Source organism: Chloroflexota bacterium, from assembly GCA_023475225.1.
Taxonomy (GTDB): domain Bacteria; phylum Chloroflexota; class UBA6077; order FW602-bin22; family JAMCVK01; genus JAMCVK01.
Genome location: JAMCVK010000017.1, coordinates 15,422 through 41,970, shown reverse-complemented (window position 1 = coordinate 41,970; position 26,549 = coordinate 15,422). Strand labels below are relative to the sequence as shown.

At 54.5% G+C, this 26,549-nt stretch carries 24 protein-coding genes; 6 read left to right on the top strand and 18 right to left on the bottom strand.

Features of this window, described 5'->3' with window-relative positions:
* Both M1136_03580 and M1136_03575 read left to right on the top strand, forming a co-directional pair.
* A partial coding sequence (locus tag M1136_03580; protein MCL5074721.1) for a hypothetical protein occupies positions 1-669 on the top strand: 669 nt, incomplete at its 5' end.
* A gap of 278 nt (positions 670-947) precedes the next feature.
* Positions 948-2,978 (top strand): tRNA uridine-5-carboxymethylaminomethyl(34) synthesis enzyme MnmG, encoded by a 2,031-nt coding sequence (locus M1136_03575; GenBank protein MCL5074720.1) that lies wholly within the window; start codon positions 948-950, stop codon positions 2,976-2,978.
* Between the two features lie 109 nt (positions 2,979-3,087).
* On the opposite strand, the gene rbsK is transcribed toward M1136_03575, so the two are convergent.
* From rbsK to secG, 6 genes are all read right to left on the bottom strand, one after another.
* Entirely contained in the window at positions 3,088-4,023 is a 936-nt protein-coding gene (gene rbsK, locus M1136_03570; protein MCL5074719.1) for a ribokinase, read from the bottom strand.
* 39 nt (positions 4,024-4,062) lie between these two features.
* Positions 4,063-6,534, bottom strand: a complete 2,472-nt coding sequence (locus tag M1136_03565; GenBank protein ID MCL5074718.1) for an AAA family ATPase — start codon at positions 6,532-6,534, stop codon at positions 4,063-4,065.
* A gap of 84 nt (positions 6,535-6,618) precedes the next feature.
* Complete coding sequence (locus M1136_03560; GenBank protein MCL5074717.1) at positions 6,619-6,951, bottom strand: helix-turn-helix transcriptional regulator; 333 nt, start codon at positions 6,949-6,951, stop codon at positions 6,619-6,621.
* A gap of 33 nt (positions 6,952-6,984) precedes the next feature.
* The gene (locus M1136_03555) at positions 6,985-7,926 is read right to left on the bottom strand and encodes a DnaJ domain-containing protein (protein ID MCL5074716.1); all 942 of its coding nucleotides are present in this window, start codon (positions 7,924-7,926) and stop codon (positions 6,985-6,987) included.
* A gap of 171 nt (positions 7,927-8,097) precedes the next feature.
* Complete coding sequence (locus M1136_03550) at positions 8,098-9,759, bottom strand: ABC transporter substrate-binding protein (protein ID MCL5074715.1); 1,662 nt, start codon at positions 9,757-9,759, stop codon at positions 8,098-8,100.
* A 26-nt stretch (positions 9,760-9,785) separates the two neighbouring features.
* A complete protein-coding gene (gene secG / locus M1136_03545; GenBank protein ID MCL5074714.1) occupies positions 9,786-10,022 on the bottom strand; it encodes a preprotein translocase subunit SecG in 237 nt (78 codons plus the stop codon).
* A gap of 69 nt (positions 10,023-10,091) precedes the next feature.
* On the opposite strand from secG, the gene M1136_03540 reads away from it, so the two are divergent.
* Positions 10,092-10,349, top strand: a complete 258-nt coding sequence (locus M1136_03540; GenBank protein MCL5074713.1) for a hypothetical protein — start codon at positions 10,092-10,094, stop codon at positions 10,347-10,349.
* Here M1136_03540 and galT read toward each other — a convergent pair.
* Positions 10,342-11,349, bottom strand: a complete 1,008-nt coding sequence (gene galT / locus M1136_03535; GenBank protein ID MCL5074712.1) for a galactose-1-phosphate uridylyltransferase — start codon at positions 11,347-11,349, stop codon at positions 10,342-10,344. The two genes, M1136_03540 and galT, sit on opposite strands and share 8 nt — an antisense overlap.
* Before the next feature lie 29 nt (positions 11,350-11,378).
* The gene (glgA, locus tag M1136_03530; GenBank protein MCL5074711.1) at positions 11,379-12,860 is read right to left on the bottom strand and encodes a glycogen synthase GlgA; all 1,482 of its coding nucleotides are present in this window, start codon (positions 12,858-12,860) and stop codon (positions 11,379-11,381) included.
* Positions 12,861-12,950: 90 nt separating this feature from the next.
* Here glgA and M1136_03525 point away from each other — a divergent pair, with 90 nt between their 5' ends.
* Together M1136_03525 and M1136_03520 are read left to right on the top strand one after the other, a co-directional pair.
* Complete coding sequence (locus tag M1136_03525; protein MCL5074710.1) at positions 12,951-13,739, top strand: carbon monoxide dehydrogenase accessory protein CooC; 789 nt, start codon at positions 12,951-12,953, stop codon at positions 13,737-13,739.
* A 139-nt stretch (positions 13,740-13,878) separates the two neighbouring features.
* Entirely contained in the window at positions 13,879-14,628 is a 750-nt protein-coding gene (locus tag M1136_03520) for a segregation/condensation protein A (protein MCL5074709.1), read from the top strand.
* Here M1136_03520 and M1136_03515 read toward each other — a convergent pair.
* The 10 genes from M1136_03515 to M1136_03470 form a co-directional block, all read right to left on the bottom strand.
* Positions 14,569-14,982 carry a VanZ family protein gene (locus M1136_03515; GenBank protein MCL5074708.1) on the bottom strand — a complete coding sequence of 138 codons (414 nt, stop codon included), beginning with the start codon at positions 14,980-14,982 and terminating at the stop codon, positions 14,569-14,571. The two genes, M1136_03520 and M1136_03515, sit on opposite strands and share 60 nt — an antisense overlap.
* Positions 14,983-14,998: 16 nt before the next feature.
* On the bottom strand, positions 14,999-16,198 hold the full coding sequence (locus M1136_03510) for a glycosyltransferase family 4 protein (GenBank protein MCL5074707.1): 1,200 nt from the start codon (positions 16,196-16,198) through the stop codon (positions 14,999-15,001).
* 51 nt (positions 16,199-16,249) lie between these two features.
* A complete protein-coding gene (glmS, locus tag M1136_03505) occupies positions 16,250-18,094 on the bottom strand; it encodes a glutamine--fructose-6-phosphate transaminase (isomerizing) (GenBank protein MCL5074706.1) in 1,845 nt (614 codons plus the stop codon).
* The gene (locus M1136_03500) at positions 18,095-19,393 is read right to left on the bottom strand and encodes a DUF512 domain-containing protein (GenBank protein MCL5074705.1); all 1,299 of its coding nucleotides are present in this window, start codon (positions 19,391-19,393) and stop codon (positions 18,095-18,097) included. It abuts the gene before it with no gap.
* Positions 19,394-19,446: 53 nt separating this feature from the next.
* The gene (gene ispH / locus M1136_03495; protein MCL5074704.1) at positions 19,447-20,301 is read right to left on the bottom strand and encodes a 4-hydroxy-3-methylbut-2-enyl diphosphate reductase; all 855 of its coding nucleotides are present in this window, start codon (positions 20,299-20,301) and stop codon (positions 19,447-19,449) included.
* Positions 20,302-20,339: 38 nt separating this feature from the next.
* The gene (gene cmk, locus M1136_03490; GenBank protein ID MCL5074703.1) at positions 20,340-21,041 is read right to left on the bottom strand and encodes a (d)CMP kinase; all 702 of its coding nucleotides are present in this window, start codon (positions 21,039-21,041) and stop codon (positions 20,340-20,342) included.
* Positions 21,042-21,049: 8 nt separating this feature from the next.
* Positions 21,050-21,799 (bottom strand): rRNA pseudouridine synthase, encoded by a 750-nt coding sequence (locus M1136_03485; GenBank protein MCL5074702.1) that lies wholly within the window; start codon positions 21,797-21,799, stop codon positions 21,050-21,052.
* A 12-nt stretch (positions 21,800-21,811) separates the two neighbouring features.
* The gene (locus tag M1136_03480; GenBank protein ID MCL5074701.1) at positions 21,812-22,900 is read right to left on the bottom strand and encodes a D-alanyl-D-alanine carboxypeptidase; all 1,089 of its coding nucleotides are present in this window, start codon (positions 22,898-22,900) and stop codon (positions 21,812-21,814) included.
* A gap of 104 nt (positions 22,901-23,004) precedes the next feature.
* Complete coding sequence (locus M1136_03475; GenBank protein ID MCL5074700.1) at positions 23,005-23,811, bottom strand: cytochrome b/b6 domain-containing protein; 807 nt, start codon at positions 23,809-23,811, stop codon at positions 23,005-23,007.
* A gap of 102 nt (positions 23,812-23,913) precedes the next feature.
* Positions 23,914-25,230: a hypothetical protein gene (locus M1136_03470; protein ID MCL5074699.1), complete on the bottom strand. Its 1,317-nt coding sequence runs from the start codon at positions 25,228-25,230 to the stop codon at positions 23,914-23,916.
* Positions 25,231-25,393: 163 nt separating this feature from the next.
* Here M1136_03470 and nifV point away from each other — a divergent pair, with 163 nt between their 5' ends.
* On the top strand, positions 25,394-26,548 hold the full coding sequence (nifV, locus tag M1136_03465) for a homocitrate synthase (GenBank protein MCL5074698.1): 1,155 nt from the start codon (positions 25,394-25,396) through the stop codon (positions 26,546-26,548).
* Position 26,549 lies beyond the last annotated feature (1 nt).

Sequence of the window (26,549 nt, the reverse complement as noted above, 5' to 3'; positions counted from 1 at the left end):
CTAGTGCATTTGGGTCTTCAGGAGACAACGGATTATGAGATTCCCGGAGGACACTTCTTTGAGCAGACCAGTGGTAGGCTAGCAGCCCGCGGCCGTGGCTACGCCATCAGCGATGCGCACGATGTCCCCTTCTGGACTGAGTTTCAGCGCCTGGGCGGGGTAACAGAATTGGGCTATCCCGCCTCAAGGCGCTTCATCTGGGATGGCTTCACCAGCCAGGTGATGCAAAAACAGGTCTTCCAGTGGCGACCGGAGGTGAAGCAGGTCTACTTCGTCAACGTCTTCGATGAGCTCTCCAAGGCTGGCAAGGACGGCTGGCTATTGGCCTATCGTCAGGTGCCCAGGCCCTTTGACTGGGCGGGGGATAAGGGGCTGCCCTGGGAGGAGGTGGCGAAGAGGCACCTGGCCCTGCTCGATCTCAACCCGGCCATCAAGGCGCGTTACTTAGCCGATCCAGACCCCATCGCCCACTTCGGTTTGCCCATGGGCTATGGGGAGTATGAGAACGTCTTTGTCTTGCGCTGCCAGCGGGCAGTGTTGCAGCAGTGGCGCACTGATACCCCCTGGGCCAAAGCGGGGGAGGTGACCGTAGCCAATGGGGGAGACATCGCCAAAGAGGCAGGACTGATTCCCAGGGAGGCGATAACCCCTGAGGCGCCACCCCAATAGATAAGTAGGTGAATCAGCAGCGGCCGGCCCCTATAGTGTAGACAAGAGCGCTATTCCAACCCCTCGTTTAACCCTCTCGTCTGTAAACAACCCCTAGGCTCAAAAAATGCCGATCATTTGACAAGTTCCCCAGGCCAACTTTATATTTTAGGCCAGGTATAGCGGAGAAATTGCCGCGCACGGCGGGCCGGTCTGCACCCCTACACACAGAAAGGCTGATGTCCGGCCCACCACCTGAGCGCCCATTTGTTTGTATGAATGCTGAGAAGGATTCTTGAATGTACGACATCATTGTAGTTGGAGGCGGACACGCCGGTTGTGAGGCCGCCCTGGCTGCCGCCCGGACAGGGTGCCAAACCCTATTACTGACGATAAGCCTAGATAACATAGCCTTGATGCCCTGTAACCCCTCCATCGGTGGGCCGGCCAAGGGTCATTTAGTGCGGGAGATCGACGCCATGGGGGGCGAGATGGCTCGCAATATCGATAAGACCTCCATTCAGATACGGATGCTCAACACGGGTAAAGGCCCAGCCGTGCAGGTGCCACGCGCTCAGGCTGATAAGCGCTTCTATCAACTGGCCATGAAGCAAACTCTAGAAGCCCAACCCGGCCTCGATTTCAAACAAGCAATGGTAGAGAGGATATTGGTCGAACCGAACAGTCGGAGCGAAAGGCAATGGGTGGTCAGGGGCGTGGTCACCTCTACTGGAACAGAGTACCGCGCTAAAGCTATGGTGATCACCACCGGCACCTCCCTGCGGGGAAGGATCATTATCGGCGAGGTCACCCAACTAGCCGGTCGGGCCGGGGAATTCCCCGCCATCGGCTTAGCTCAAAGCCTGGCCGAGATCGGGTTCACCTTGGGTCGCTTGAAGACGGGTACACCTCCACGCATCGATGCCCATACCGTAGACTTCAGCAAAACGGTCTTGCAACCAGGCAGCGAATCGTCCCTCTATTTCAGTTTCAGACCCCCCACCCTCGATGAGGATGGACATTGGCAGCCATGGTCAGGGTTTGGAACCACTTTGAATATCAACCCGGTTTACCCCCATCTCCAGCCGAGCACCTGGCGCCCTCAGCTGCCCTGTTATCTGGTGCATACCAACAGCCGGACCCATGAAATCATCCGCCAGAACCTGCATCGTGCTCCTCTCTTCACCGGATTGATCAAAGGAATCGGACCACGCTACTGTCCTTCCATCGAGGATAAGATCATTCGCTTCGCTGACAAGGAAGCCCACGGGCTCTTTCTGGAACCAGAGGGCTGGAACACCAGTGAGATGTATGTACAGGGGGCCAATACTAGCCTACCCGAGGACGTCCAGCTGGCCATGCTGCGGAGTATCCCAGCCCTGGCTGAGGTCGAGATGACCCGCGTTGGCTATGCTGTGGAGTACGACTATGTGCCGCCCAGCCAGATCACCCCTAGCCTGGAGACGAAGCTGGTCGAGGGGCTCTTCCTCGCCGGTCAGATCAACGGCACTTCTGGATATGAGGAGGCAGCGGCCCAGGGATTGGTCGCCGGTATCAACGCGGCCTTAAGGATAAGGGGGATCAACCGCGCTGTAGATGCAGGCCATCTGCCGACGGATATAGCCTCTGTCCTGAGCGCTCTCGATCGGGGCGAACCATTGACCTTACCACGCAACCTCGCCTACGCCGGGGTGATGATAGATGACCTGACCACCAAGGAGATAAGCGAACCCTACCGCATATTTACCTCACGGGCCGAGTATAGGTTACTCCTGCGCAGCGACAACGCTGACCTGCGCCTTACGCCCATCGGTTACAAGTTAGGGCTGATCGATGAGGAGCGTTACGAGGCGGTCGAGCAGAAACGGCGATTGATCTGGCAGACGATAGATCGGTTGAGCAAGACATACCCGAACCCCAAGGCGTACCTCGCGCAACCACTCGCCGAAGGACTCCAACCGGTGGACAAGGCGACGAGTGCACTCGACCTCCTGCGCCGTCCAGCGGTAACCTGCCAGATGCTCACCCCACTGCTCAGTGAAGATACGCTGCCGAACGACATCGCCGAGCAGGTAGAGATTGAGGTGAAGTACGCTGCCTACATCGAAAAGCAACAGGTCGAGGTGGAGCGTATGCGCCATTTGGAGCAGCGAAGACTACCCGAAGACCTCAACTATGACCTTATCCTCAGTCTCCGCCGCGAGGCCAAGCAAAAACTGAAGGAGATCAGGCCGCTGACCCTTGGCCAGGCCTCCCGCATCAGCGGTGTTACCCCAGCTGACATCGCTATTTTACTTGTCTATCTCCAACGGCTGCAGCGGGTCGCCTGAGCTTCCCCAGCCTACATTGTATTCATCCATTTCTCGTAAGGTTCCGGGAAGACTTTGTTCTCAGCCCATGAAGGCAGAGCTATAGCTCAAAACAGGCGAGGGTGTAGGCTTAGGACCGCGCTTGACTGGCCAGGAAACGAGCTACCTCCTCACGGGTCGGTAAAGAGGGTTGAGCACCGATCTTGGTCGTGGTCAAGGCTGCTACTGCATTAGCATAGTCTACTGCCTCCTCAAGACTATGTCCCTTGGAGGCAGCTACAGCCAGGGCGGCCGTGAAGGCATCTCCTGCCGCCGTCGTGTCCACCGCTTTCACCCTATAGGCTGGGAAATGCTGGGCCCCATTCCGCTGTACGAGGAGTGCACCATCCTTACCCAAAGTAACCACAACCGCTCCCACGCCCTGTCCCAACAACCGCTCGCCGGCCATTTTCACCGTGTCCATATCGGTAACTTCCATGCCAGTCAACAACGCCGCTTCGGTCTCATTAGGGGTAATGACATCAACCTTTCGCAGCAGATCCAGGGGAAGACTTCGGGCTGGAGCAGGATTCAAAAAGATGGGAACCCCATTCTCTTTGGCCAGATCAATGGCGTATTCCACGGTCTCCAGCGGGCTCTCCAGCTGAGTAATGAGGGCTTTGGCTGAGGCAATCATAGGTGCTGCCTGCTCAACATCTGCCCTTGACAATTGCATATTGGCCCCTGAGGCGACAGCGATGATGTTGTCGCCCCGCTCATCTACCAGGATAAAGGCCACGCCGGAAGGATAAGCAGCATCACGGGCAATTAAGGGGGTCTCAACCCCGGCCTCTTGCAGATTGGCCAATAATTGATCCCCGAAGAGGTCCAGCCCTACTCTGGCCACAAAGAAACACCTGGCCCCCAGTCTCGCTGCCGCCACAGCCTGGTTGGCTCCCTTGCCACCAGCAGCCATATGGAATTCGCCACCCAGCACCGTTTCGCCTACCCTAGGCAATTTCGGTATTTTGACGATCAGGTCCATATTGGAGCTGCCGACGACTACAAGATGTCCACTGTTAGACATCGATTCCTCCTTGATTAATTCATATCTATCAGGATCTACTCATCCCCTCTGTCCCGCTAGGTGGGCGAAGAGGGATGAATGGTCCCCCTTGCGGAAGAATAATTCCTCTCCAGAAATATCAATGATAACCGTGTCTCCTTCGATGAATTCATGAGCCAGCAGTTTCTTCGAGAGTGGACTCTCTACGAAACGTTGTATCGCCCGACGCAAGGGGCGCGCCCCATAGTTTGGGTCATAGCCCTCCTGAGCCAACCACTCCTTAGCTGCCGGTGTCAACTCTAATTGTATCCCCTGTTCCTGCAGCCGTCCTTGAAGATCCTTAAGCAATAGCTCCACGATCTGAACCATCTGGGCTTGGGTCAAGGGATCGAAAATGATGATCTCATCAATGCGGTTTAGGAATTCTGGACGAAAGGTGCGCTTCAACTCGGCCATTATGATCTCACGCATCTCCTCCTTCTCGTTCTCTGTCCGGCTGACCGGCAAAAAGCCGATGCTTGCCTGTTTGCGCACGTGCTGCGTACCCACGTTTGAGGTCATAATGATGACCGTGTTCCGGAAATCGACAGTGCGACCCTGCCCATCCGTCAGGCGTCCGTCGTCAAGGACCTGGAGCAAGGCGTTGAACACCTCCGGGTGAGCCTTTTCGATCTCATCGAAGAGCACTACCTGATACGGCCTGCGCCGGATGGCCTCAGTCAACTGCCCACCCTCCTCATAGCCAACATAGCCAGGCGGTGCACCGATCATACGGGCAACGGTATGTTTCTCCATATACTCAGACATATCGATGCGGGTCATAGCCTCATCGGTGTCAAAGAGGAACTCAGCTAAAGCCTTAGCCAGCTCCGTCTTCCCCACACCGGTAGGCCCCAAAAAGATGAAGGAACCGATTGGCCTTTTCAGGTCTTTAAGCCCAGACCTCGCCCGGCGCACGGCGTCAGCGACGGCCGCGATGGCCCCATCCTGACCGACCACGCGTTGATGCAACTTCTCCTCCATATCCAGCAACTTTGTCGCCTCTGTCTCCAGCATCCGGCTCACAGGGATACCTGTCCACTGGGAGACAAGGGTGGCGATGTCTTCCTCATCGACCACCTCGTCAATGTTATTCTCAGTTAACCACCTCTTACGAGCCTCCTGGTAGCGTTGGCGGAGGACGATAGCCTCGCTATGTAGGACTGCGGCACGCTCATATGCTCGCGCCTGGCTAGCTGCCTCTTCCTCCATCTGAAGGCGTTGGAGACTCTCCTCCATCGCCTTCAGCTCAGGCGGCATGCTATAGAGATCCATTCGTACTTTCGAGGCTGCCTCATCGATGAGGTCAACGGCCTTATCAGGGAGGAATCGGTCGCTTACGTAACGATGAGCTAGTTTGGCAGCAGATACCAGGGCTGAGTCGTCGATCTTCAAGCGATGATGAGCCTCATACTTATCACGCAGGCCGCGTAGAATCTCCACCGTCTCCTCCACCGATGGCTCATCGACGAAGATGGGTTGGAAACGCCTTTCCAGGGCAGCGTCCTTCTCTACGTGCTTATGATACTCATCGAGGGTGGTCGCACCAACGCACTGCAGCTCGCCGCGTGATAAAGCCGGCTTTAGGATGTTAGAGGCATCAATCGCCCCCTCAGCCGCCCCAGCCCCAACAACGGTGTGTAGTTCATCAATGAAGAGGATGATCTCTCCCTTCGAGCGCCGGATCTCGTCTACCACCGCCTTTAGGCGCTCTTCAAACTCACCTCTGAACCTCGACCCAGCCACCAAGGCAGCCATGTCGAGAGCGACCACCTTCTTGCCATACAGCATTTCGGGTACATCCCTGCTGACGATACGCTGCGCTAAGCCCTCCACAATGGCCGTCTTACCCACGCCTGGCTCTCCGATCAGGACCGGATTATTCTTTGTCCGACGCGACAAGATTTGGATTACCCGCCTAATTTCCTCATCGCGCCCCACTACCGGATCCAATTTGCCCAGCCGGGCCAACTCTGTCAGGTCACGGCTATACCTCTGAAGAATCTGATACTTATTCTCAGCATGCGGGTCTGTAACACGCTGCGTGCCTCTAATCTCCACCAAGGCCCTATAAATCTTCTCCTGGTCAATGCCCAACTCCTGGAGGATGCGCCCGGATGGCCCTTCTCGCTCTCCGGCAATAGCAATGAAAAGGTGCTCTGTTCCTATATATTCGTCTCTCAAACGGCTAGCCTCCTCCTCAGCCAGTTCGAAGACCCGTTTGAGTCGTGGAGTTATGTAGACCTGGGTCCGGCCGTCGCTAATGTAGAGCTGCTTCGGGCTGGCGTTCAACACGGCCATGACCTGCCCCATGGCTTGCTCGACATCGACGCCTAATTTCTGAAGGATCTTTGGCACCAGCCCATCAGATTGCTCCAGAAGGGCCTCCAGTAAATGCTCTATATCCAATTGTGTATGTTGCAGCTCTTGCAGGAGCTCCTGGGCCCGACTAATGGCCTCTTGTGCCCGCTCAGTAAAACGATCTATCCTCATTTCAAATACACCCTCCTCTATCGTTCCCAACGGCCAGGATATACAGATTGAGTCGCCCCCTCGCCGGTCGATGGCCCACAGCTATCACTCAGCCACTTCACCCAACATTGAACGCAGCCGCTGGATCTCTCTCTCTAGTTCACGTCGCATCTCTTCTGCCTCCCGTTCCATTTGAGCCACCCGTTCCATCATATTGATGATCACCTCCACCCCCGCCAGGTTAACACCCAAATCCTTCATAAGCCGCTTGATCTGGCGAAGACGCTCTATATCTGCCGCCGAATACAGACGTATCTTGCCGACCGTTCGTGAAGGTTCGATAAGACCGAGACGCTCATAATAGCGCAACGTCTGGGGATGCATACAGACCATCTTGGCCGCAACGCTAATAACATAGCACGGTTCACGATCAACCAAAGATCACTTCACCTCCTCGCTTGCCGTCTGGGTTTAAGCCACAGGACGCAAGCGCTGCAACTCCTCGAAGAGCGCCCGCTCCTTTGGAGTCAACCCTGTGGGCAATACGACCTTCACCTTGACGTAGAGATCGCCCTTGCCCGTTCCCTGGAGGCGGGGCATACCCAATCCAGCCAGCCGAAAGGTCCGGCCATTTTGGGTCTCCGCTGGTATCTTCAAGGCCACCTTACCCTTCAAGGTAGGCACCTGAACTTCGCCCCCCAGAATTGCTTGGCTAAGAGGAATCGGAACTTCACTATAAAGGTCATTCCCCTTCCTTTCAAAGAGGGGGTGGGGCTTCACCGAGACGATCAAATAAAGGTCACCCCGTGGTCCCCCAGCTAGCCCCTCGTACCCTTCTCCGGCCACGCGTATCCGGGAGCCATCCTGTACCCCAGGCGGTATTTTGACCTCTACACGTCGCGGCCGGCTGCTGCCGGGCACGTTGACTTCGATAAGCCGCTGTGTACCTTGGTAAGCCTCCTCCAGAGTCACCTCAATGTGATGTTCAATGTCCTGCCCGCGCTGTGTCCGTCGCATCGTGTCCTGAGCAGCACGACCATGTCCAACCGTCTCAAACAAACGTTCAAAGATGCTCCCCAAATCTCCCGTCGCTCCGCCAGGACGACCAAAATCGAACCTGAAGCCATCGAATTGCGGACCCACATCTGTAAAGGTCCACTCAAAACCACCCGGCCGGCTGGTCTCGCCATATGGCCATCCCTCACCGAAGCGGTCGTACTGCGCCCGCTTCTCTGGATCGCTTAACACGTCGTAAGCCTCTTGTACCTCCTTAAACCTGGCCTCAGCCGTCTTATCCCCAGCATTGAGATCCGGATGATATTTGCGGGCCAGCTTGCGATACGCCTGTCTTATTTCCTTGTCAGTGGCATTCCTGCTGACGCCAAGAATCTGATAGTAGTCTTTGCCAGCCATCCTCTCACCACACCTACATTTCGTCCCAACTACAAATCAACGGCTAACCCAGTGACGATATAAGTATATATCTTGAGTGTCATTTTGTCAAGTATTATTCAGTTAATGTGTTAGAGCTGCTAAAAAGACAGATGAGGGGAGCAAGCCAAAAAGGATAGCTGTCTGGAGCGTCTAGCGCGGTTTGGGTATCTCACCGCCGTCGGAGACAGTATAAGGACTCCTGACGTACCATTGGTCAATGTTCTTGAACCGATCACTGTCCATAATGAGCGGTCCAAGGTGGATGCCCTTAACGTTCTTGTTTATGACATAATTATAGACCGGGTAATACAACAGAATACCCGGCTCCTCATCGGCGAAGATGGACTGAAATTCTTGATACAGCTTCAGACGTTCCGTTTGGCTACTTGAACGTCGGGCGTTCTCCAGGACCTCATCAGCTCGCCGATTCGTCCATGAGGAGAAATTCAATCCTTCTTTGATCTGTGAGGAGTGCCAAAATTGATAACAGTCAGGATCGGCATTCGGCGACCACTCCTCCGTCAAGACGGACTGGAAATTGCGCGGTATGAGGAAATCCTGAACGACCCCAGACCAGCCAGCGGCATGAACCTCCACCTGCATGCCAATGTCCTTCAGCTGACGACCGAGCTCCTCAGCCACCTTGATCCGCAGAGGATTGTCGTTGGTTAGGATAACGAAGCGTAGCTTTTGTCCACCCTTATCCCGGATGCCATCCCCATCTGTATCCCTCCAGCCGAGGTCATCGAGCAACTTGCGGGCATAGTCCGGCTTATAGTCGTATCTCTTGACATCGTACTTGTACGCCCAAGAGGCGGGGCTAATCGGGCTGTCAGCCTGGGTCCCTCGACCGTCCAAGACAAGATTGATCAACTTTTGGCGATCAATGCCATAGGCTACGGCCTGGCGCACGCCCTTCTCCCCGAAGATAGAACTCTTTGTATTTAAGATGAGAAGGGTCAATTTGGACATCTCCGGTAGCGCATAGGTATTAAATTGCTTATCTCCCTCCAGCACTCTTACCTCCGCGGGGTTCAGGCGACCGACACCCTGGATCTCATCTCGTTGCAGGGCAATTAAGGCTTTTTTATCGTCCGGGTAGAAGCGGAAGCGAATCCGTGAGAGCAATGGCCGCCGTCCATAGTAGTCTTTATTGGCCTCAAGGACGACCTCCTGCAGGCTCGCCGCTTTCACTTTGTAGGGGCCGGTTCCCACTGGCTTAGCGTTAAAAGCACTATCAGGTAGCCGTTTAGCCGGAACGTTCGCCAGAATATGGGCGGGTAATATGCCTATCGTGGTAAATTCCAGAAAGGGGGCGTAAGCGTCTTTCAGTACAAAACGAACAGTGGCTTCGTCGATCTGCTGAACGGTCACGTCTCTCCAAAGCCCAGCCAGTGCTCGGTTGCCCTGGAAGTCGATGTCTTGAATCGCCTTGATTGTGAAGACGACGTCGTCAGCCCCAAACGGCTGACCATCGTGCCAGCGCACCCCTGGACGCAGGTAGAAGGTATAAACCCTGCCATCCGGGCTGATCTCCCAACGTTCAGCGAGCCCAGGCATTATCTGGCCATCATCCCCTACTTTGGTCAACCCCTGAAAAACTAAGGAAACGATATCATCGTCGACCGTATCCAGTTGACGAAGGATAGGATTTAGGAATTTTGGTTGCCCTATTGCCCCTTCGATGTAGGTTCCGCCTGCCTCGGGCACGATCGCTGTTGAGGTAGGGGAGGCGGCCGTGATGATGAGGGCGACGATCAGGCAGAGGCCGGCCGCCGCAATTAAGAGCTGCCAGCGAAGGTACTTGAACAAGATGATTACCCCAGCTCCTCAGGTGATTAGGCTGTCGGACCGGTCCTGGCTGCAATGACGCTAATGACGGATACTAGAAGGAAGATAACTGCCAGTATGATGGTGAAGTTGAAGAGAGTTTTCTCGATACCCCGCCGCGTGCGGAAGATAGAGGTATCAGCACTGAAAGTCCCACTGAAGCCAGCCCCTTTCGTTTGTAAGAGGATGACCACAATTAAGACTATCGATAGGATCATCTCCACGATGTTAAGGTAAGTAAGCAAGAACCTCACCCCCTCCCGAAGTAGTATGATTATAACATGGTCTTTTGCTAGTTCCAAGAAGGCAGCACTTTGGCGAGATTGCGAGAAAACGAGCGTAGGGGCACGGCGGGCCGTGTCCCTACGCGTATTCGTTCCAATAACTTCTCTGCGGCTTCGTCACGCAGATCCTGCGGCACAAGTTTGCCTTCGAATGCCCTTCGCAAGCTGTCAGTAGTCATCCTGAACGAGAGGCCAGCCTCCATCCAGCTGTTGGGCGTCCACCTACGGCGGATCACCCTGACTGGTATCTGGCTGGCCAGTCGAAGCGACGAAAGTCCCCTCAGATAGGGATGGAGCACAAGAATTCAGCCGCAGACTCGGGGGTAGCCGTGTTAATCATGATCCCACTACCCAGTTCAAAACCGGCCGCAATAGATAACTTTGGCAGAATCTCCACGTGCCAGTGGTAAACCCCGCCTGCCTCGTCGTGACAAGGGGTAGTATGTATATATAGATTAAATGGTGGATCGTTTAACCCCTGTTGCAACTTACCCAGCACAGCGTGGAGCGATTCCGCAAAGAGGTAGCGCTGCATCTCATTTATCACCTCAAAGTGCGAGCTATGGTGTCTGGGGAGAATCCACATCTCAAAGGGAACACGTGAGGCATAGGGTGCAAAGGCAACGAACGATCCGTTTTCGTAAATCAGGCGGTCACCTAGCTGCAATTCCTCCTCGAGCATGGCGCAATAGACGCAGCGGCCCGTTTTTTGCTGATAAAGCTTCGTTCCAGCAAGCTCCTGCTCTATCATGGCTGGAACCAGCGGCGTACCAAACAGCTGGGAATGGGGATGTTCTCGTGAAGCGCCGGCCTCCTGGCCATGATTGACAATGATGAGGATATATTTGATTATCGGGTTGTCCTTATGGGCCAGATAACGCTCCACATACGCTTTAACTACCGTAGCCACCTGCTCCACAGAAAGGGAACCGAGGTCATTATGGTGGTCCGGACCATCGATTATCACCTCATGCACCCCTAGAGCCTGCATCACTGCATACATCCCCACCTGGTGAGGGTAGAGAGAACCCTCAGCCGGACCAAAGGCCGGATAGAGATTGGGTACTACCCTCAGATACCAACCAGGGGAATCTGGTGTTGAACCGGGTTTCCGGTAAGCGATCACCTCCGCTGGAGTCATCCTCTCGTTTCCCTCACAAAAAGGACACTCTCTACCAGGTTTTGTATGCTCTTTTGGGGCCTGCGTGAAGGTGTGTGGACGTTTAGCCCTTTCGGTGGCTATCACCACCCAGTACCCAGCAATGGGGTCCTGTCTTAACTGCGGCATCTTCGAACCTCCCTTTCATCACAGGGCAGCTAACCAGCCACCTTCGCCATGCGCTTGAACTCAATCGCCTTTCGATACAGCTCCGCATATTTTTGGGCTGAAACATTCCAGGAATAATCAGCCTGCATCCCCCTCTCTTGCAACATGCGCCAGGTGCTTCTGTATTTATAGTTCTCGATCGCCCGCACAATAGCGGCAAAGAGGTCAAGGGAGCGATACCGACTGAAAGTGAAACCGTTTCCCTCGCCGCTGCGCGGATCGAAGTCATGTACGGTATCGGCTAGCCCTCCCGTAGTACGGACGATGGGGATGCAACCATAGCGCAAGGCAATCAGCTGTCCCAGCCCACATGGTTCGAACCGCGAGGGCATAAGGAACATATCCGCTCCGCTATAGATACGCTGCGCCAGGGTGGCATTAAAAGTGAGCAGGACAGCCATCTTGCCAGAATGCTTGCGCGCAAAGTTACTGAACATATCGTGATAATGCTGATCGCCCGTTCCCAAAAGGACGAACTGCATATTCAGCGCTTCCATCATTGGATCGAAGATCTCGGCCAAAATATCAAACCCCTTCTGATCGGCCAAGCGGGAGACCATCCCCACTAGGGGAACAGCTGCATCCACGTTCAGCCCAGTCTCACGTTGTAAGGCAGCCTTATTCTCAATCCTTTTATCAAGGGTAGCTACGTCGTAATTGACCGCAATATACTTATCCGTGGCTGGATTCATCTCATCGTAATCTATACCGTTTAGGATACCAAAAAGCCGGTCCTGTCGGTCGAGTAAGAGAGGATCAAGCTTCTCCCCATATTCTGGAGTCAAGATCTCTTTAGCATAGGTTTCGCTAACCGTGTTAATGACATCAGCGAAATTGATGCCCCTGGCCAAAAGGTCAACAACGTTGTCTAGATCCTCCATTCGGGGATGATGCAGGAACCCATATTCATCTATGCCGGCGATCTCCAAGATGCGATTCCCAAATATGCCCTGGTAGCGGAGATTGTGAATGGTGAATACAGTAGCAGTATTGGCGAAGAAGGGGTCGTCCCGGTAGATGGTCGTCAAATAGTTGGGGATGATGGCTGTGTGCCAGTCGTTGCAATGAATGATATCCGGCAGCCAATCCAGCCGTTTCAACATCTCCACCGCAGCTCTACAGAAAAGGACGAAGCGTTCTCCATCATCGGAATAACCATAGACACCTTCCCGGTTAAAGTAACGATCGTTATCCATGAAATAGATGGGCACCTTTCCCCCGATGGTTGACTCCAGGATGGCCACAGACTCGCTAGTGTCATCTATTGGGACAGGGAATGGCTCCAGTTTTGTGGTGAGGCCAAAGCGACTCTTGTCGATGCGCCCATAACGTGGCATAGCCACCCGTATATCGTGTCCCAAGTCTTTAAGGACCTTAGGCAAGGCCCCAGCCACATCGGCCAGTCCACCGGTCTTAGCGAAAGGAACTACCTCCGCAGCCAGGTAAAGAACCTTAAGCGATTTATCAGCCATCGTACTCTTTTTCCTCCAAACTTACTCCTATATTTTAAGAATTATAGTATAATTGGCTGTTGATAGAGCGCAAGGAGAGCACTTTTTACCATGAAACTGGCCATCACCGGCAAAGGTGGCGTCGGTAAGACTACCCTGGCCAGTCTGCTGGCCCGGCTCTATGCCCAGGAAGGATATCCTGTTCTGGCCATCGATGCCGATCCCAACGCTAACCTCGCCTCCGCCCTCGGTTTTCCGGCCGAGGTTATGGACCGGATTGTACCCATCAGCGAAATGAAGGATCTTATTGAGGAGCGCACCGGCGCCCGACCAGGCACCTTTGGCGCCTTTTTTAAGCTCAACCCCAGGGTTAACGACATTCCGGAACAGTTCTCTGCCACCCACGCCGGGGTTAAGCTGTTGGTTATGGGTACAGTAAAAAAGGGGGGCAGTGGCTGCGTCTGCCCGGAGAATGTTCTCCTCAAAAACCTCGTCAGCCATCTACTCCTTGACCGCCAAGAAATCGTCATTATGGATATGGAGGCGGGCATCGAGCACCTTGGGCGTGGGACGGCTCAGTCGACAGATGCCCTCCTCATCGTTGTTGAACCGGGCCTACGCTCCCTCCACACCGCTGAGACAATCAGGCCACTGGCTGACGATATCGGCATCCCCCGTTGTCTCGTCGTCGGTTCCAAGGTCAAAGACGAGTCTGATCGCTCTTTCATTAAGACACATCTGCCGACCTTTGAGGTGATAGGCTTCCTTTCCTATAGCGATCTGATCGTCGCTGCCGACCTCAAAGGGCTATCACCATTCGATCTCGATCCCAACGCTGTCGCCGAGGCGGATCAGATACGCCAACGCCTCGACAGACTTATCAGTAAAGGCCAGGTATAGCCAATACCAGAGATCTTTTGGAGTATAGTCTGGCTGCATACACCTGTCAACCTGATTGAAGAAAATCGAACAAGGGATGCAGCGCGCAACCCAAGATGTCCTTTTCATGATTACCACTTAAGCCGTCGAGGTAGGAACTGTGTCAGCCTATCAGGTAAAATTAGGCATCTTCGAGGGTCCTTTAGATCTGCTCCTCCACCTCATCGAGAGACATGATCTTGATATCACCGCTATCTCCCTGGCTACGGTGGCCGATCAGTATCTGGAGTATCTACATGCCCTCGACCATCCCCATCCAGCTATCTTAGCCGAGTTTCTCTCCATCGCCGCCAAGCTGCTCCTCCTCAAGTCGCTGGCCTTGCTACCAACTTCAAAGGAGATGGATTCGCCTGCTGTCTTACACGACGAGGCGGAGGAGATGGCCACCGACTTGACCCAGCAGCTACTTGAGTATAAGCGTTTCAAAGCAGCAACCGCTCAACTCCAGCAGCGACAAGATCAAGGGCTCCGCTCTTATGTTCGGCCTGCCACTCCGTCGCGGCCACCACTATCATCAGGGCTCAACAGTTTAATCCTGGCTGATCTAGTGACCGCTCTCCAGCGGGTCCTCCGACAACATTCTCCTCCTGGAGAGGAGATGGCCATGCCCAGAAACACCTTCACCATCGGGGACAAGATAGAGTTGATTTCGAACCTACTTCGCCGGGACGTCCAGCTCGGATTCGACGCTCTTACAGCCTCGGCTACCTCACGCCTCGAGGTGATCGTCACCTTCCTGGCCCTCCTGGAGTTACTAAAAACCGGTCGAGTAGGGGTGAGACAGGATAAGCTATTCGGGGAGATCCTTATCTTTGCGGTAGCGACACCAGAGAGCCACACCAATAGCTGAGCCCAAGGCATCGACAATGATATCCCATGGACTAGCTGATCTGCCCGGCGTGAACATCTGGTGCAGCTCATCGGTCATGGCATAGGCTACAGCGATAGATAAGGAATAAAAAGACGGCGCATTGGGTCGCCCTTCACTTGCCGAACTCGCAGCCCTTTGTAATAGCCAGCCGAGCAGCGCATATTCGCCCAAATGAGCTGCCTTCTTCCAGAGGAGTTCCAGCAGAGGGTATGGAGCAGTTGGAAGATGGGGCTGAGAAGAAAAGTAGAAGATAATGCCCATCCAGGCCGTTACCGGTAACCAATAGATGAACAACCTTCGCAGGACAGATGGCGGATGTTTTTTGAGATCCAACACTGCTCCTTACACCCTATCCACCGGTAGCCGTTTGATAGGCCAGCTCCACTGTCTCAACCAGTTTGTCCCAAGAGAAAGCGGTCGTAACACGCTGTCGTGCCTTCTCCCCCAACCAGCGCTGCCTCTCCCCATCTTTTAGAAGGGCGACGACTGCATCGCCGAACCCGACCCAATCGCCGGGTTCGATTAATACACCGCTGAGCCTATCTTCTATATATTCAGCATTCTGCCCCACCCAATCAGCGACGACCGGTAGGCCCGCAGCCATCAGGTCGATCAGCTTCACGGCACATTTGGCACGGTTGAGAAGGTTATCATCATAAGGATAAATGGCCACATCCGAAGCAGCGAAATAGTCTTCCAGATCATGACGATCGACCCAGCCGGCGAACGCAACGGACTCTCCCAGCCCCTCCTCCAAAAGCCTTCTCAATTCTCGCTCCTCGCCGTAAAGACCAGTGCCCACGACCAACAGTTTTGTCTCCGGTAGTCCCGTCACTATGCGACGGAAGATGCGCCTCATCCTCTCTAGAGAAAACTCAAAGAAGCGCGTGTATAACAACACTACGGGGTAATCCCCCAGGTTATATAGTTGGCGAATACGTGCCCCTGCCTCCGGCGATCGAACTGCCATTGACTGGCCGACTCCGTTTGGAACATAATGAACCCTATCACTCGGCACACCGATGGACCAGGCTAACGTCTGTAGAGTGCGACTGGCCACCGTCAGAGCATCACAATGCCTCAAACCCCACTTCTCTTGGGCGGCGACAATCAGTTTGATGTGCCTCGGTAAAGGATCCAGTTCGTTCCACCCACCCGGCCCTTCCCAGTCATCGCTATCCATAACTAATCTGACCTTGCTGAACCCGAGGGTCTTTAACCCCCATAAAAATGTGGCTACGAGACCGGTGTAGGCCTTGGGCTTAAAAGTGTGGATTACGTCAGGCTTCTCCCGCAGGATACGCCGCAGCAAGCGATACACTATCCAAATATGCCCCAGTAGGGGAAGCCTTGGGGGCAACTTGATATTCACAATCCGTACACCGTGGCTGACATCCTCACGAGCAGAATCGGCTGGTGTCTCCCAGGGCGGTACCACTATTACCACCTCCCAACCACGCCGCACCAGAGACTCGGCCATAGGCAAGGCCCGAACGCCCATCGTCCCTTTGTGCCATAACCCAAAATTGCCGACCATGACCACCTTCATCGCCCTAGCCACCCCAACAGATCGTCCCTCTCATACCAACCGCCCCTCGGACTATTCGACCGTCACCGATTTAGCCAGGTTGCGTGGTTGATCTACATCACAGCCTTTCCTGACAGCGATATAGTAAGCCAGCAACTGCAGAGGAAGCACGGCCAACACAGGCGTAAGATGATAGGAGGTACGGGGAATAAGCAGCACGTGATCCGATTTCTCTCTGATCTCCTCATCACCATCAGAAGCCACCGAGATAACAATGCCCCCCCTTGCCTTCACCTGTTGGATGTTGTTTACAACCTTCTCATAGACCCTATCCCGTGGGGCGATGGCCACGACAGGCATCAGCTCATCGATAAGGGCGATAGGACCGTGCTTCATTTCCCCAGCCGGATAACCCTCAGCATGAATGTAAGAGATCTCCTTCAGTTTCAGTGCCCCCTCCAGGGCCACTGGATAGTTGATCCCCCGGCCAAGGTAAAGAAAATTGTGGCACTTGAAATAGACATTCGCCAGATGTTCGTAAATTTCAGCAGGGCGAGCGAGCGTCTCCCCTACGAGGACAGGGAGCTCAGCAATATCCTGCAGCAGCTCCCTCACCCTATCCTCATTCAATAGTCCTCGCCCCTGTCCTAGATAGACAGCAAAGAGATATAGGGCCACTAGCTGAGCCGTGAAGGCCTTAGTCGAGGCCACACCAATCTCAGGCCCAGCGCGGGTATAGATAAGGGCATCGGCTATCCGACTGGCCTGACTGCCGACGACATTTACCACCCCCAGTATCTTGGCCTCCTTCTTCTTGGCCTCTTCCATAGAGACCAATGTATCCACAGTTTCACCAGATTGCGTAACCGCAACAAGTAGCGTTCGCTCATCAACCAGTGGATCGCGATAGCGAAACTCAGAGGCATAATCTACTTCGACCGGGAGACGGGCCAGCTCCTCGATAAGGAATTTCCCGATCAATCCGGCGTGCCAGGCCGTCCCACAAGCGACAATGGTGACCTTCTCGAAATTCCGCAGCTCTTGAGGCGAAAAGAGAACGTCTTCCAGATACAGCCGAGGCGGTTGGCATTCCAGCCGGCCTCGAATGGTATCCATCACCGCTGTCGATTGTTCGTGTATCTCCTTCAACATAAAATGCTTATAGCCACCCTTGGCCGCCGCTATGGGATCCCAGGGCACTATCTGAGAGGATTTCAGCAGGCGTTCCCCCTCTAGATTCAAACAAACTACGCCATCTTGCTGCACGACAGCAATCTCGCGGTTATCAAGGAAGATCATCCGCCGTGTATGATCCAAAATAGCTGGCGCATCAGAGGCGATAAACATCTCGCCTTCCCCTAAGCCGATAACCACCCCGCCGGCATGACCTAGGCGTGCCGCTACAATCTTATCGGGCTCACGCGCGCTCATCACCACGATAGCATGGGCCCCACTTACCTGTGACAGCATTTTGCGCACCGCTTCTACCAGAGGATCACCAGCACGACAATGCTTCTCGACGAGGTGGGCGATCACCTCTGTGTCAGTCTCCGAGCGGAAGATATGTCCCTCTGCCTGGAGCTGATTTTTGAGCCGGAGGTAGTTCTCCACGATCCCATTATGGATCACAACCGTCTCCCCCAGACAGTCAATGTGTGGATGCGCATTACTCTCACTAGGCTTACCGTGAGTGGCCCAACGAGTGTGTCCGATGCCTATGTAGCCGATTATGGGTTCGCTTTCCAGAATCCTGCGCAGGTTCTCCAGCTTGCCCACACTGCGTCGCAATTCAATTCGCCCATTATGAAATATAGCCAGACCGGCTGAATCATAACCCCGATACTCTAGGTGTTGCAGTCCTTCCAGTACAACCGTCGTCGCCTCACGCCCGCCAATGTAACCAACGATGCCGCACATCTAAACCTCCTTGAGCGCTTCTTGCCCCATCCGAGTTGCGCCTAGAAGCCCCCGCACCGTACCAGCAAACCGAAGGGGAATACCCAGCTGCTGCTCTAACTCAGCTGGGGTCATGCCATCCAGAAAACAACCAATGGCCGGATCGATAGTCGCCTCAGGTAGTATAACCAGATCACCAAGCGGCTGTCCGCGGGCAGTCGCTAAAATGTCAGGAGCAGTCAATAAACCGGAAACAGTTATGCTCTCACCGAAAAAGTGATTCTCCACCGGGAGCAGCGAAGGGTGAACCCCCATCCTGGTGGATAGCTCGGCTAAAATCGCAGCCAAGACAGGCTGAATCAACCGACCGCAAACGATCGTCGCCTTACACAGGGAGATCCTCCCAAGGTTGCGCTTTCGTATTCTTGACCACTCATCCAGCAACACCCGTACCATGCCTATTCCATTACTATACTGTGGAAATTTATCGTAGCGCCACGCCGCTGGGATGGGACAGCCGGCCAGAAGGTACAATTCATCGGCCAAATAGACCAACCCAACACCCAGCCTCGCCCGCAGCTCCTTTTGCCAGGAGTGTACCAGGGGGACCAATTGAGCAGCCTCAGCCGCGGTGAATAGGCGCAGGTTCGACGATCGCCCCCGCCGCTGGCGCGTTAGACCAACAGGAACCAGTCCTATCGATTGCACCCAGGGATAGAGAACGGCCAAATCAAAGACTGTCTTCTTCAACCGAAGATCATCGTTAACACCTGGGCAGATTACTACCTGGGTGTGCATCCTGATCCCCATCTGGCCCAGGCGCACCAGCTGTTCTAGGATATCAGGAGCAGCAGGATTACCCAACAACTGCCGGCGCAGTTCGAGATCGGTGGCATGTACTGAAACATAAAGAGGGCTTAGCCGTTGCTCGGCTAGCCGCTGCCAATCATCTTCGCTGAGATTTGTGAGGGTAATAAAATGTCCATAAAGGAAAGAGTAACGAAAATCATCATCTTTAATGTATAAGCTCGGGCGTAATCCCTTGGGGAGCTGGTCGATGAAGCAAAACGGGCAATGATTTTGGCAACGGCGCAGACCATCAAAGGTTGGTTCGGCAAAGCTGATGCCGAGCGGCTGACCACCCGCGGCCTTTAGCTGCCAGCATTGTTCACGGCGCTCAATGGTCAGATGCAACGCTTCATCAGCCGTGTAAAACTGATAGTCAAGCACATCCCTAAGCAGCTTGCCATTGACTGCTAACAGCCGATCCCCTCTCCTGATCCCCAGCCTGGCCGCTTCGCTCTCAGGCTCTACTTGCACAATAGTGTCACCCGCTCGCACTCCATCAATTTGGGGTAGGTTATTTCGGCAAATCATGTTCGTTCGCTAATTCTAGCCAGGCACTCCAACACACTGGCGATGGACCAATCAGGGGTTGATGCCCCCGCTGTTACCCCAACCCGACACGCAGAAACGAACCATTCTGGCCGCAGCTCACTTACCTCCTCAATATGATACGTCGGTACACCCTGATTGCGGCAGATTTCGGCCAGGCGGCGTGTATTGGCGCTTTCGCGTCCGCCGACAACGACCACGACATCCACCTCTTTGGTGAGTTCCAGCGCAGCCTGCTGTCGCTCCGCGGTGGCATTGCAGATCGTATTGTATACCGCGATCTCCTTAGCCTGCTTAATCTGAAGCTCGATCAAACGCTTAACAATCTCCTCATACGCCCCTATACGTTGCGTAGTTTGGGACAGAACAGCCACCTTTTTGGCCAGCAGCAGACCCTCTAAGTCCTGTAGATTGGAGACTACGCGCGTCTTGCCCTCCGTCCAACCAAGGACACCTTTCACTTCAGCATGGCCGGGATCACCGAAAAGCACGACCAAATATCCATCCTGGGAAAGGTGACGGGCCTTCTCCTGAACTACTTTTACCAGAGGACAAGTAGCGTCAATGACCTTGAGCCCCCTCCGTCTGGCCTCTTCTACTACAGTGGGAGGGACACCATAGGCTGCAATCACCACCGCACCACCGTCTATATCTGCCAAATCGGAGGCCACCCGTACCCCCAACTGTTCTAACCAATGAACCACCTGGGGATTGTGAACCAACCAACCCAGCGTTGAAACCTGTTCATGCTCCTTGGCCGCCCGCTCGACAAGCCCTACCGCTCGTCGCACCCCAAAACAAAACCCCATCTCCTTAGCTAGAATAACCTCCATGAATCAACCTCCCTCAGGAAGGGCATGACCGAAGGGATCTAACGCTGAAGTTCACTGCCGAATGGTTCCGCAATTAACTTTTCGACGATTTGCCATTCCTCCTCAAGGCTCAGGTCGTCGCTCCTGATGATCACCGCATCTGCCGCCGGTTGGAGAGGGGCGATAGACCTTTCGCTATCTAGCTTATCACGACGACATAAGTCGGCCAATACTGTGGCGTAGCTCACCTTCTCTCCTCTCTGTAGGGCTTGTTCGTAGCGACGTCGAGCCCGGATGGCTGGTGATGCCTCCAGGTAGATCTTCAGATCAGCATCAGGCACCACCACTGTGCCAATATCCCGCCCAACCATTACCACCCCTCCAGCACGGGCGATGGCCCGTTGCTGCTCAATCAGTGCCTCCCGCACCTCTGGATAGGCCGAGACGACAGAGACGACGGCGTCAACCTGGGAGGAGACAATCTGCCAGGTAGCATCCTGTTCGTCGGCCAGGACCGTATATTGGCGTCCATCAGCGACAGTTGGGTGGGTTACCTTAATCCTCACCGTTCTGGCTATCTGCGCCATTGCCTCCCGGTCCGCCGGGTCAACACCTTCTTGCAAAGTCAGCCAGGCCACGGTGCGATACATTACCCCAGTGTCAAAATATAGATAGCCGAGCCTGCGGGCCAACAGTTCCCCTAAAGTGCTCTTGCCTGAACCGGCCGGTCCATCGATGGCAATGGTGGAGGGCTTTATCATTATCTATTTCACCTGCTTGCTACTACTAATCCCACGGCTCTCTTCAGCCTCTCTATCTCCTCCTCGGCCAGTGGCCTCGTCTTTCCCACCGGCAAGCACCCCAGAGAGAGGGGGCCAAACCGAACCCTGATCAGGCGCTGCGCTCTGTAGCCAAAAAGTTCACTCATCAAGCGAATCTGGCGCTTGCGCCCTTCATGGATGACGAATCTCAGCCACATCCCCCTCTTATCTTGCTTCATCTTCTCTACCATGGCTGGGGCAGTTGTCCGTCCATCGAGCTCAACCCCAGAACACCAGAGTCGCAACACATCATCTGATGGTACTCCATCAATCAACACATGGTACTCCTTCTCTACCCCATAGCGAGGATGAGTCAGTCGATAGGCTAACTCACCATCATTAGTGAGCAGGATGAGCCCTTCGCTATCAACATCTAGCCTCCCCACAGGGTAGACCCGCTCTGCTAGCGGCGCCAGGTCCAAGACCGTAGGACGGCCCTGCGGATCAGTAACCGTGCTCACATAGCCAGGAGGTTTATTTAACAACCAGTAAATATGCTCTTTCGGTTTAGAGATCAGTTGGCCATCCAGCGTGACCTGAGCAGATGAGTCAACCTGTATCCCCAGTTCGGTGACTACATCGCCGTTGACGGCCACGCGTCCCTGGCGAATCAGTTGCTCGCAGAATCGCCATGAGCCTATCCCAGCCCGGGCGAGCACCTTCTGTAGTCGCTCCCCCCGCACCCTAACCTGCGCCACAGCTCCCCCCACTCAGCGTATCCTAAAAGGCAGCTTTGCCACAAGGGAATCATCCAGATAGAAGCGGGCTACTCCTGATCCCGCGCCTGGACTGAAATCAACGAACCAGTTTAAGAAGGACCTCTGCCAAGTACCCAGACATTCCTCGTACTTATCCTGTAGAACGAACGGGTGCCAGACCTGTTCAGCGTCTTCCATCCCGAAGAAGGGATTACGTGGCAAGGCGAGCTCGACCCAGGTGAAATTGGCGAAGAGATAGTTCAAAAGCGACTGGGCATCAGCCACCCGGTCTTTGCTGTGCATCAACCCGACAAAAACCTGGTGACCAGCTCTGGTCACGGAGGCTACCAAGGTCTGCCCGGCCGCCTCTTCGTCGCCAGTCTTGACACCATCAGTGCCGGCATATTTCCAGAGCAGCGCGTTCGTATTCTTTAGCCAGTAGACCCATTTCCCCCGAACCGTGATCTCCTTTGTCCCAACAATCTTAGCAAAAACCGGATTACGCATAGCGTATCGCCCTAACATGGCCATGTCATAGGCGCTGGAGTAATGGCCTTCGGCATCCAGTCCATGGGGATTGACAAAATGCGTGTCCTGCAAACCCAGCTCAGCTACCTTCGCGTTCATCATTTGAACGAATCGCTCTTCGCTACCCCCCACATACTGGGCGATGTCCACCGCTGCATCGTTTCCCGAGGGCAACATCAGCCCATACAGGAGGTCCTCAAGGGTCAGCTCCTCACCTGAACGGAGTCCCATAACCGAGCTACCAGGCATCGCTACGCTATTCACTTTGACCTTGACCAGATCACTGAGTCGAGCGTTTTCCAGAGCCACGATGGCCGTGACGATCTTAGTGAGACTGGCCGGTGGTAGCCGCTGATGAGCATCCTTCCCATAAACGAGCTTGCCGGTGGCGCCATCGATGATGGCTACACTGCGAGCGCTCACCTCGGGCGCGATCGCCCGGCGGACTAGCCCTACTTGCTCAGCAAATAAGGGGGCCTTAACCTGATCGCTCTCGATCAAGGCCGGCGGGCCAAACCCAGTCAACAACTGGCCAACGGCGAACAAGAAGATGAGTGCTGTTCTCTTACCCAATCCAACACCAAGCCCAGAGCACCGAGTCTGCGCTTTCGCTCTACCGTCTAATCATTAGGCGCAGTGGGCGATGGCCATCGCCCACTGCGCCATCATAGTCCCTTTCAGCCCTCCCCTTGGACCTGCTCCTCCTGTGCTTCCCTTGGAGCCTCTGCCACCTTAAGCAGACGCTCATATTCGAGGGGGTGCTCTCTCTTGTAGCGCTCCTCGGTCACACAACCGGTGAAGATCGATTTATTGAAGGGGAAGATGTGCGGTGCCAGATGGGCATTATAGAGATGAATAACGAAGATCCAACCAGCTGCCAGCACCGCTTCATCGCTATGGGCAATAGCGGCTATCGGTACCACCACCCCCGGCAGAAATCTGACCGCGATCAAGGGGAACCAGAGGATCAACCCCGTGCCTACCATTATGGGAACACCCCAGAACACCGCCCAATAATCGAACTTCTCGAAGTAGCTGTAGCGGTCAAACTTAGGCTTCTCTTTGGCCAGACCAAGACAATAAGCCGTATTCTGGAAAAAATCCCGGAAATCTTCCGGGGAAGGAATCATCCAGACGGGGAACGGTCGCTTGAGGACGACTATACCATAGATAAGGTAGGCTAGGTGATAGACACAGGCCAGGATCATCACTACAGCTGCTGACCGATGAATCATGCGAGCACTGTCTAGCCCACCCCATACCCCAATAAGCCATTGGCTCACAGATAGGGTATAAAACTTTTGGGGCAGGCCAGTGAACACTAAAAGGAGCAAGGAGACCATCATCATCAAATGTTGGGCCCTCTGGTGAACATCAAAACGAACGATCTCCCGGCTGACAGCCCTTCCTACGATCACCTCTCTCACCTTACCCACTGCAGGTTGGGGAACGTTCATCACCGCTTCGTTTGATGAAATGGCCATAATTATCCTCCCTGGAGAAATAGCGAAGTTATTACATCAATGGTAGGTCGGCTTGCGCCCCATCGACCATGCCAGAATCTCAAGCCCGACCATAAATAAGAATCAGAGGATTAACACCGCCGCCGTAAAGAAGAAAAAGAACCGTTCCGTGAAGTATACTGCTGGGAACTCCTTGGGCGAAGCCTCCTTATGTCCCAACCAACCGCTGGCAAATCTTTCGCCAGCGCCAGGATGACAGCGTCCGCAGGTGCTGGCCAGGTTTTGCTTGTTTACAGGTGAATCTGGCGCCTCTACACTCTTGATATCGTGATAGCCGTGGCAATCAATACAGGTAGCCTTGGGATGTTGAGTGATCTCGTAGGGACTTAACACGTTGGCCTTACCGTGAAAGGTAGCCATATAAGAGCTGTACACCGTCGTCGGTACCCCGTATCTGGCCATCAGCTCCGTTTTAGCGTGACATTGGGCACAGGTATGGGCGATACTTGGACGATAGGCGGGAGAGTCTGGACTCATTATACGAGCGATGCTATGGGGCGTATTCTCAGTGCTGTGACAATCGACGCAGGACGCTGCGTCACGGCCACCTGCGGCGAGGCTTTGGCCGTGGACGCTACCCCGATGCAGTGCAAGCTCAAAGGTGTGGCAGCGACCACAGGCTTCGGCTATAGACACCTTCGTCACCGGCGCCATCTGCTTGTGTGGATCCTCACTATGACAGGACGTACACTCGATGAAACGATGAGCGTACACCCTTTGCGCCTGAGCTTCCTCCACGCTGGCTGGGGGAGGAGCGGTAGATAAGGCCACGTGGGTGAACTCTGGTTTGGTGTGGCACCTACGACAGCCAGCACTCACCACACCAACCTTCGCTGGAGTAGGAGTAGGACTGGGTGGCATAACCGTGGTAGGACTGGGCACTGGTGCAGTGGGAGCCGGGACAGAGGGTGTAATGGTTGGACTCGGCAGCGGCGTGGGCTCTCCGGGCGTGCGGATAGGGGCCATAGGCGTAATCGCTGGAGTGGGTGTAGGCATCGCAGGGACCACTGTGGGAACAGGGGTGGGCGTCGCAGACACAACAGTTGGGCTTGGCCCCAGAGCAGGCCGATGACAGGACAAACAGGTATCGTTCCCCCGACCGGCATGGTCGGCCGGGACCGGTTTCATGCCTCCCGGCCCATGACATTGCAAACAGTTGCTGCGGTTCTCCAGGGTATGAGGAACACCAGGCTGAGCATTCGCGACGGCCGGGATGAGAGCCAGAAAAAACACCGCAACACCCAAGATCAGGCTGAAGCGGCGTAACCAAAGTGGAATGACGGTGCGTGCGAGCATCCCCCACACTAGTTTGGGCATCATTACCCTCCTGAGATTACCCCTATCGTAGTTGAAATTCCCGGCGACCCGAATTAGCCTCATTTTAGGTCACCCTTTGTCTGCTGTCAATTTGCACTTCAGCTAAATATATGCTACACTACGGCATTATTGTAAACCCTGGATGTAGAACTGGGCTGGTGTGTATCCGCAACATAAATAGGCTGTATTCCTGGTAAGTTAAGTAGGTTAGTAAGGAGGGTGTACAGTGAGACAGATCAAGATAGACGATACCACCTTGCGTGATGGAGAGCAAACGGCGGGGGTAGTGTTTGCCAATGCCGAGAAGGTACGTATCGCCAGGCTCCTCAGTGAGATTGGTGTGCATCAAATCGAGGCAGGCATCCCGGCTATGGGAGGAGACGAGAAAGAGGCCGTAAAGATGATCGCCAGGCTTGACCTCCCCACCAGCATTCTGGCCTGGAATAGGGCCGTTGTCTCTGATATCCAAGATTCGCTGGATTGTGGGATTAACGCCGTGGCCATCTCCATCTCCGCCTCAGACATCCATATTCAGACAAAGTTACAGCGCGACCGTCCTTGGGTCCTGGAGAACATCAAGAGGAGCGTAGACTTTGCCAAGAAGCACAATCTTTACGTCTCTGTCAATGCTGAGGACGCTTCTCGGGCTGATTGGGAATTCCTGGTACAATTCGCCCAAACGGCCAAGGAATGGGGGGCAGATAGATTGCGTTTCTGCGATACCCTGGGCGCTCTCGACCCCTTCGAAACCTACGACCGAATCAAGCGACTCATTGAAACAGTCCATATCGATATTGAGATGCATACCCACAACGATTTTGGTCTGGCTACAGCCAACGCCCTGGCTGGCATCCGGGCTGGGGCGACTTATGTCAACGTAACCGTTAATGGTCTTGGCGAGCGAGCCGGCAACGCCGCCCTCGAAGAGGTCGTGATGGCTCTCAAGTACACCCAGCACATTGACTTAGGAATCGATACCAGCCGTTTTCGTGAACTGGCCGAGTATGTCTCCCAAGCCTCCGGACGAATATTACCTGGCTGGAAACCAGTGGTGGGAACTAACGTTTTCGCCCATGAATCGGGCATCCACGTTGATGGCGTGATTAAGAACCCTCATAACTACGAGATCTTCAGCCCAGAGGAGGTTGGGCTGACACGACAGCTGGTAGTCGGCAAGCACTCGGGCTCGCACACTATCCACTACAAATTCCGGGAATTTGGGATAGAGCTGACAGAGGAGCAGACAACGAAGATCCTGGCTGCGGCAAGGGTACTAGCCGTGCAGCTGAAGCGGGCCCTCTTTGATAAAGAACTGATGTACATCTACCGCGATTGCCTAGAGAGGAAGGAAGAGGTTAAGACAGGATCGTTACACTCTTAAA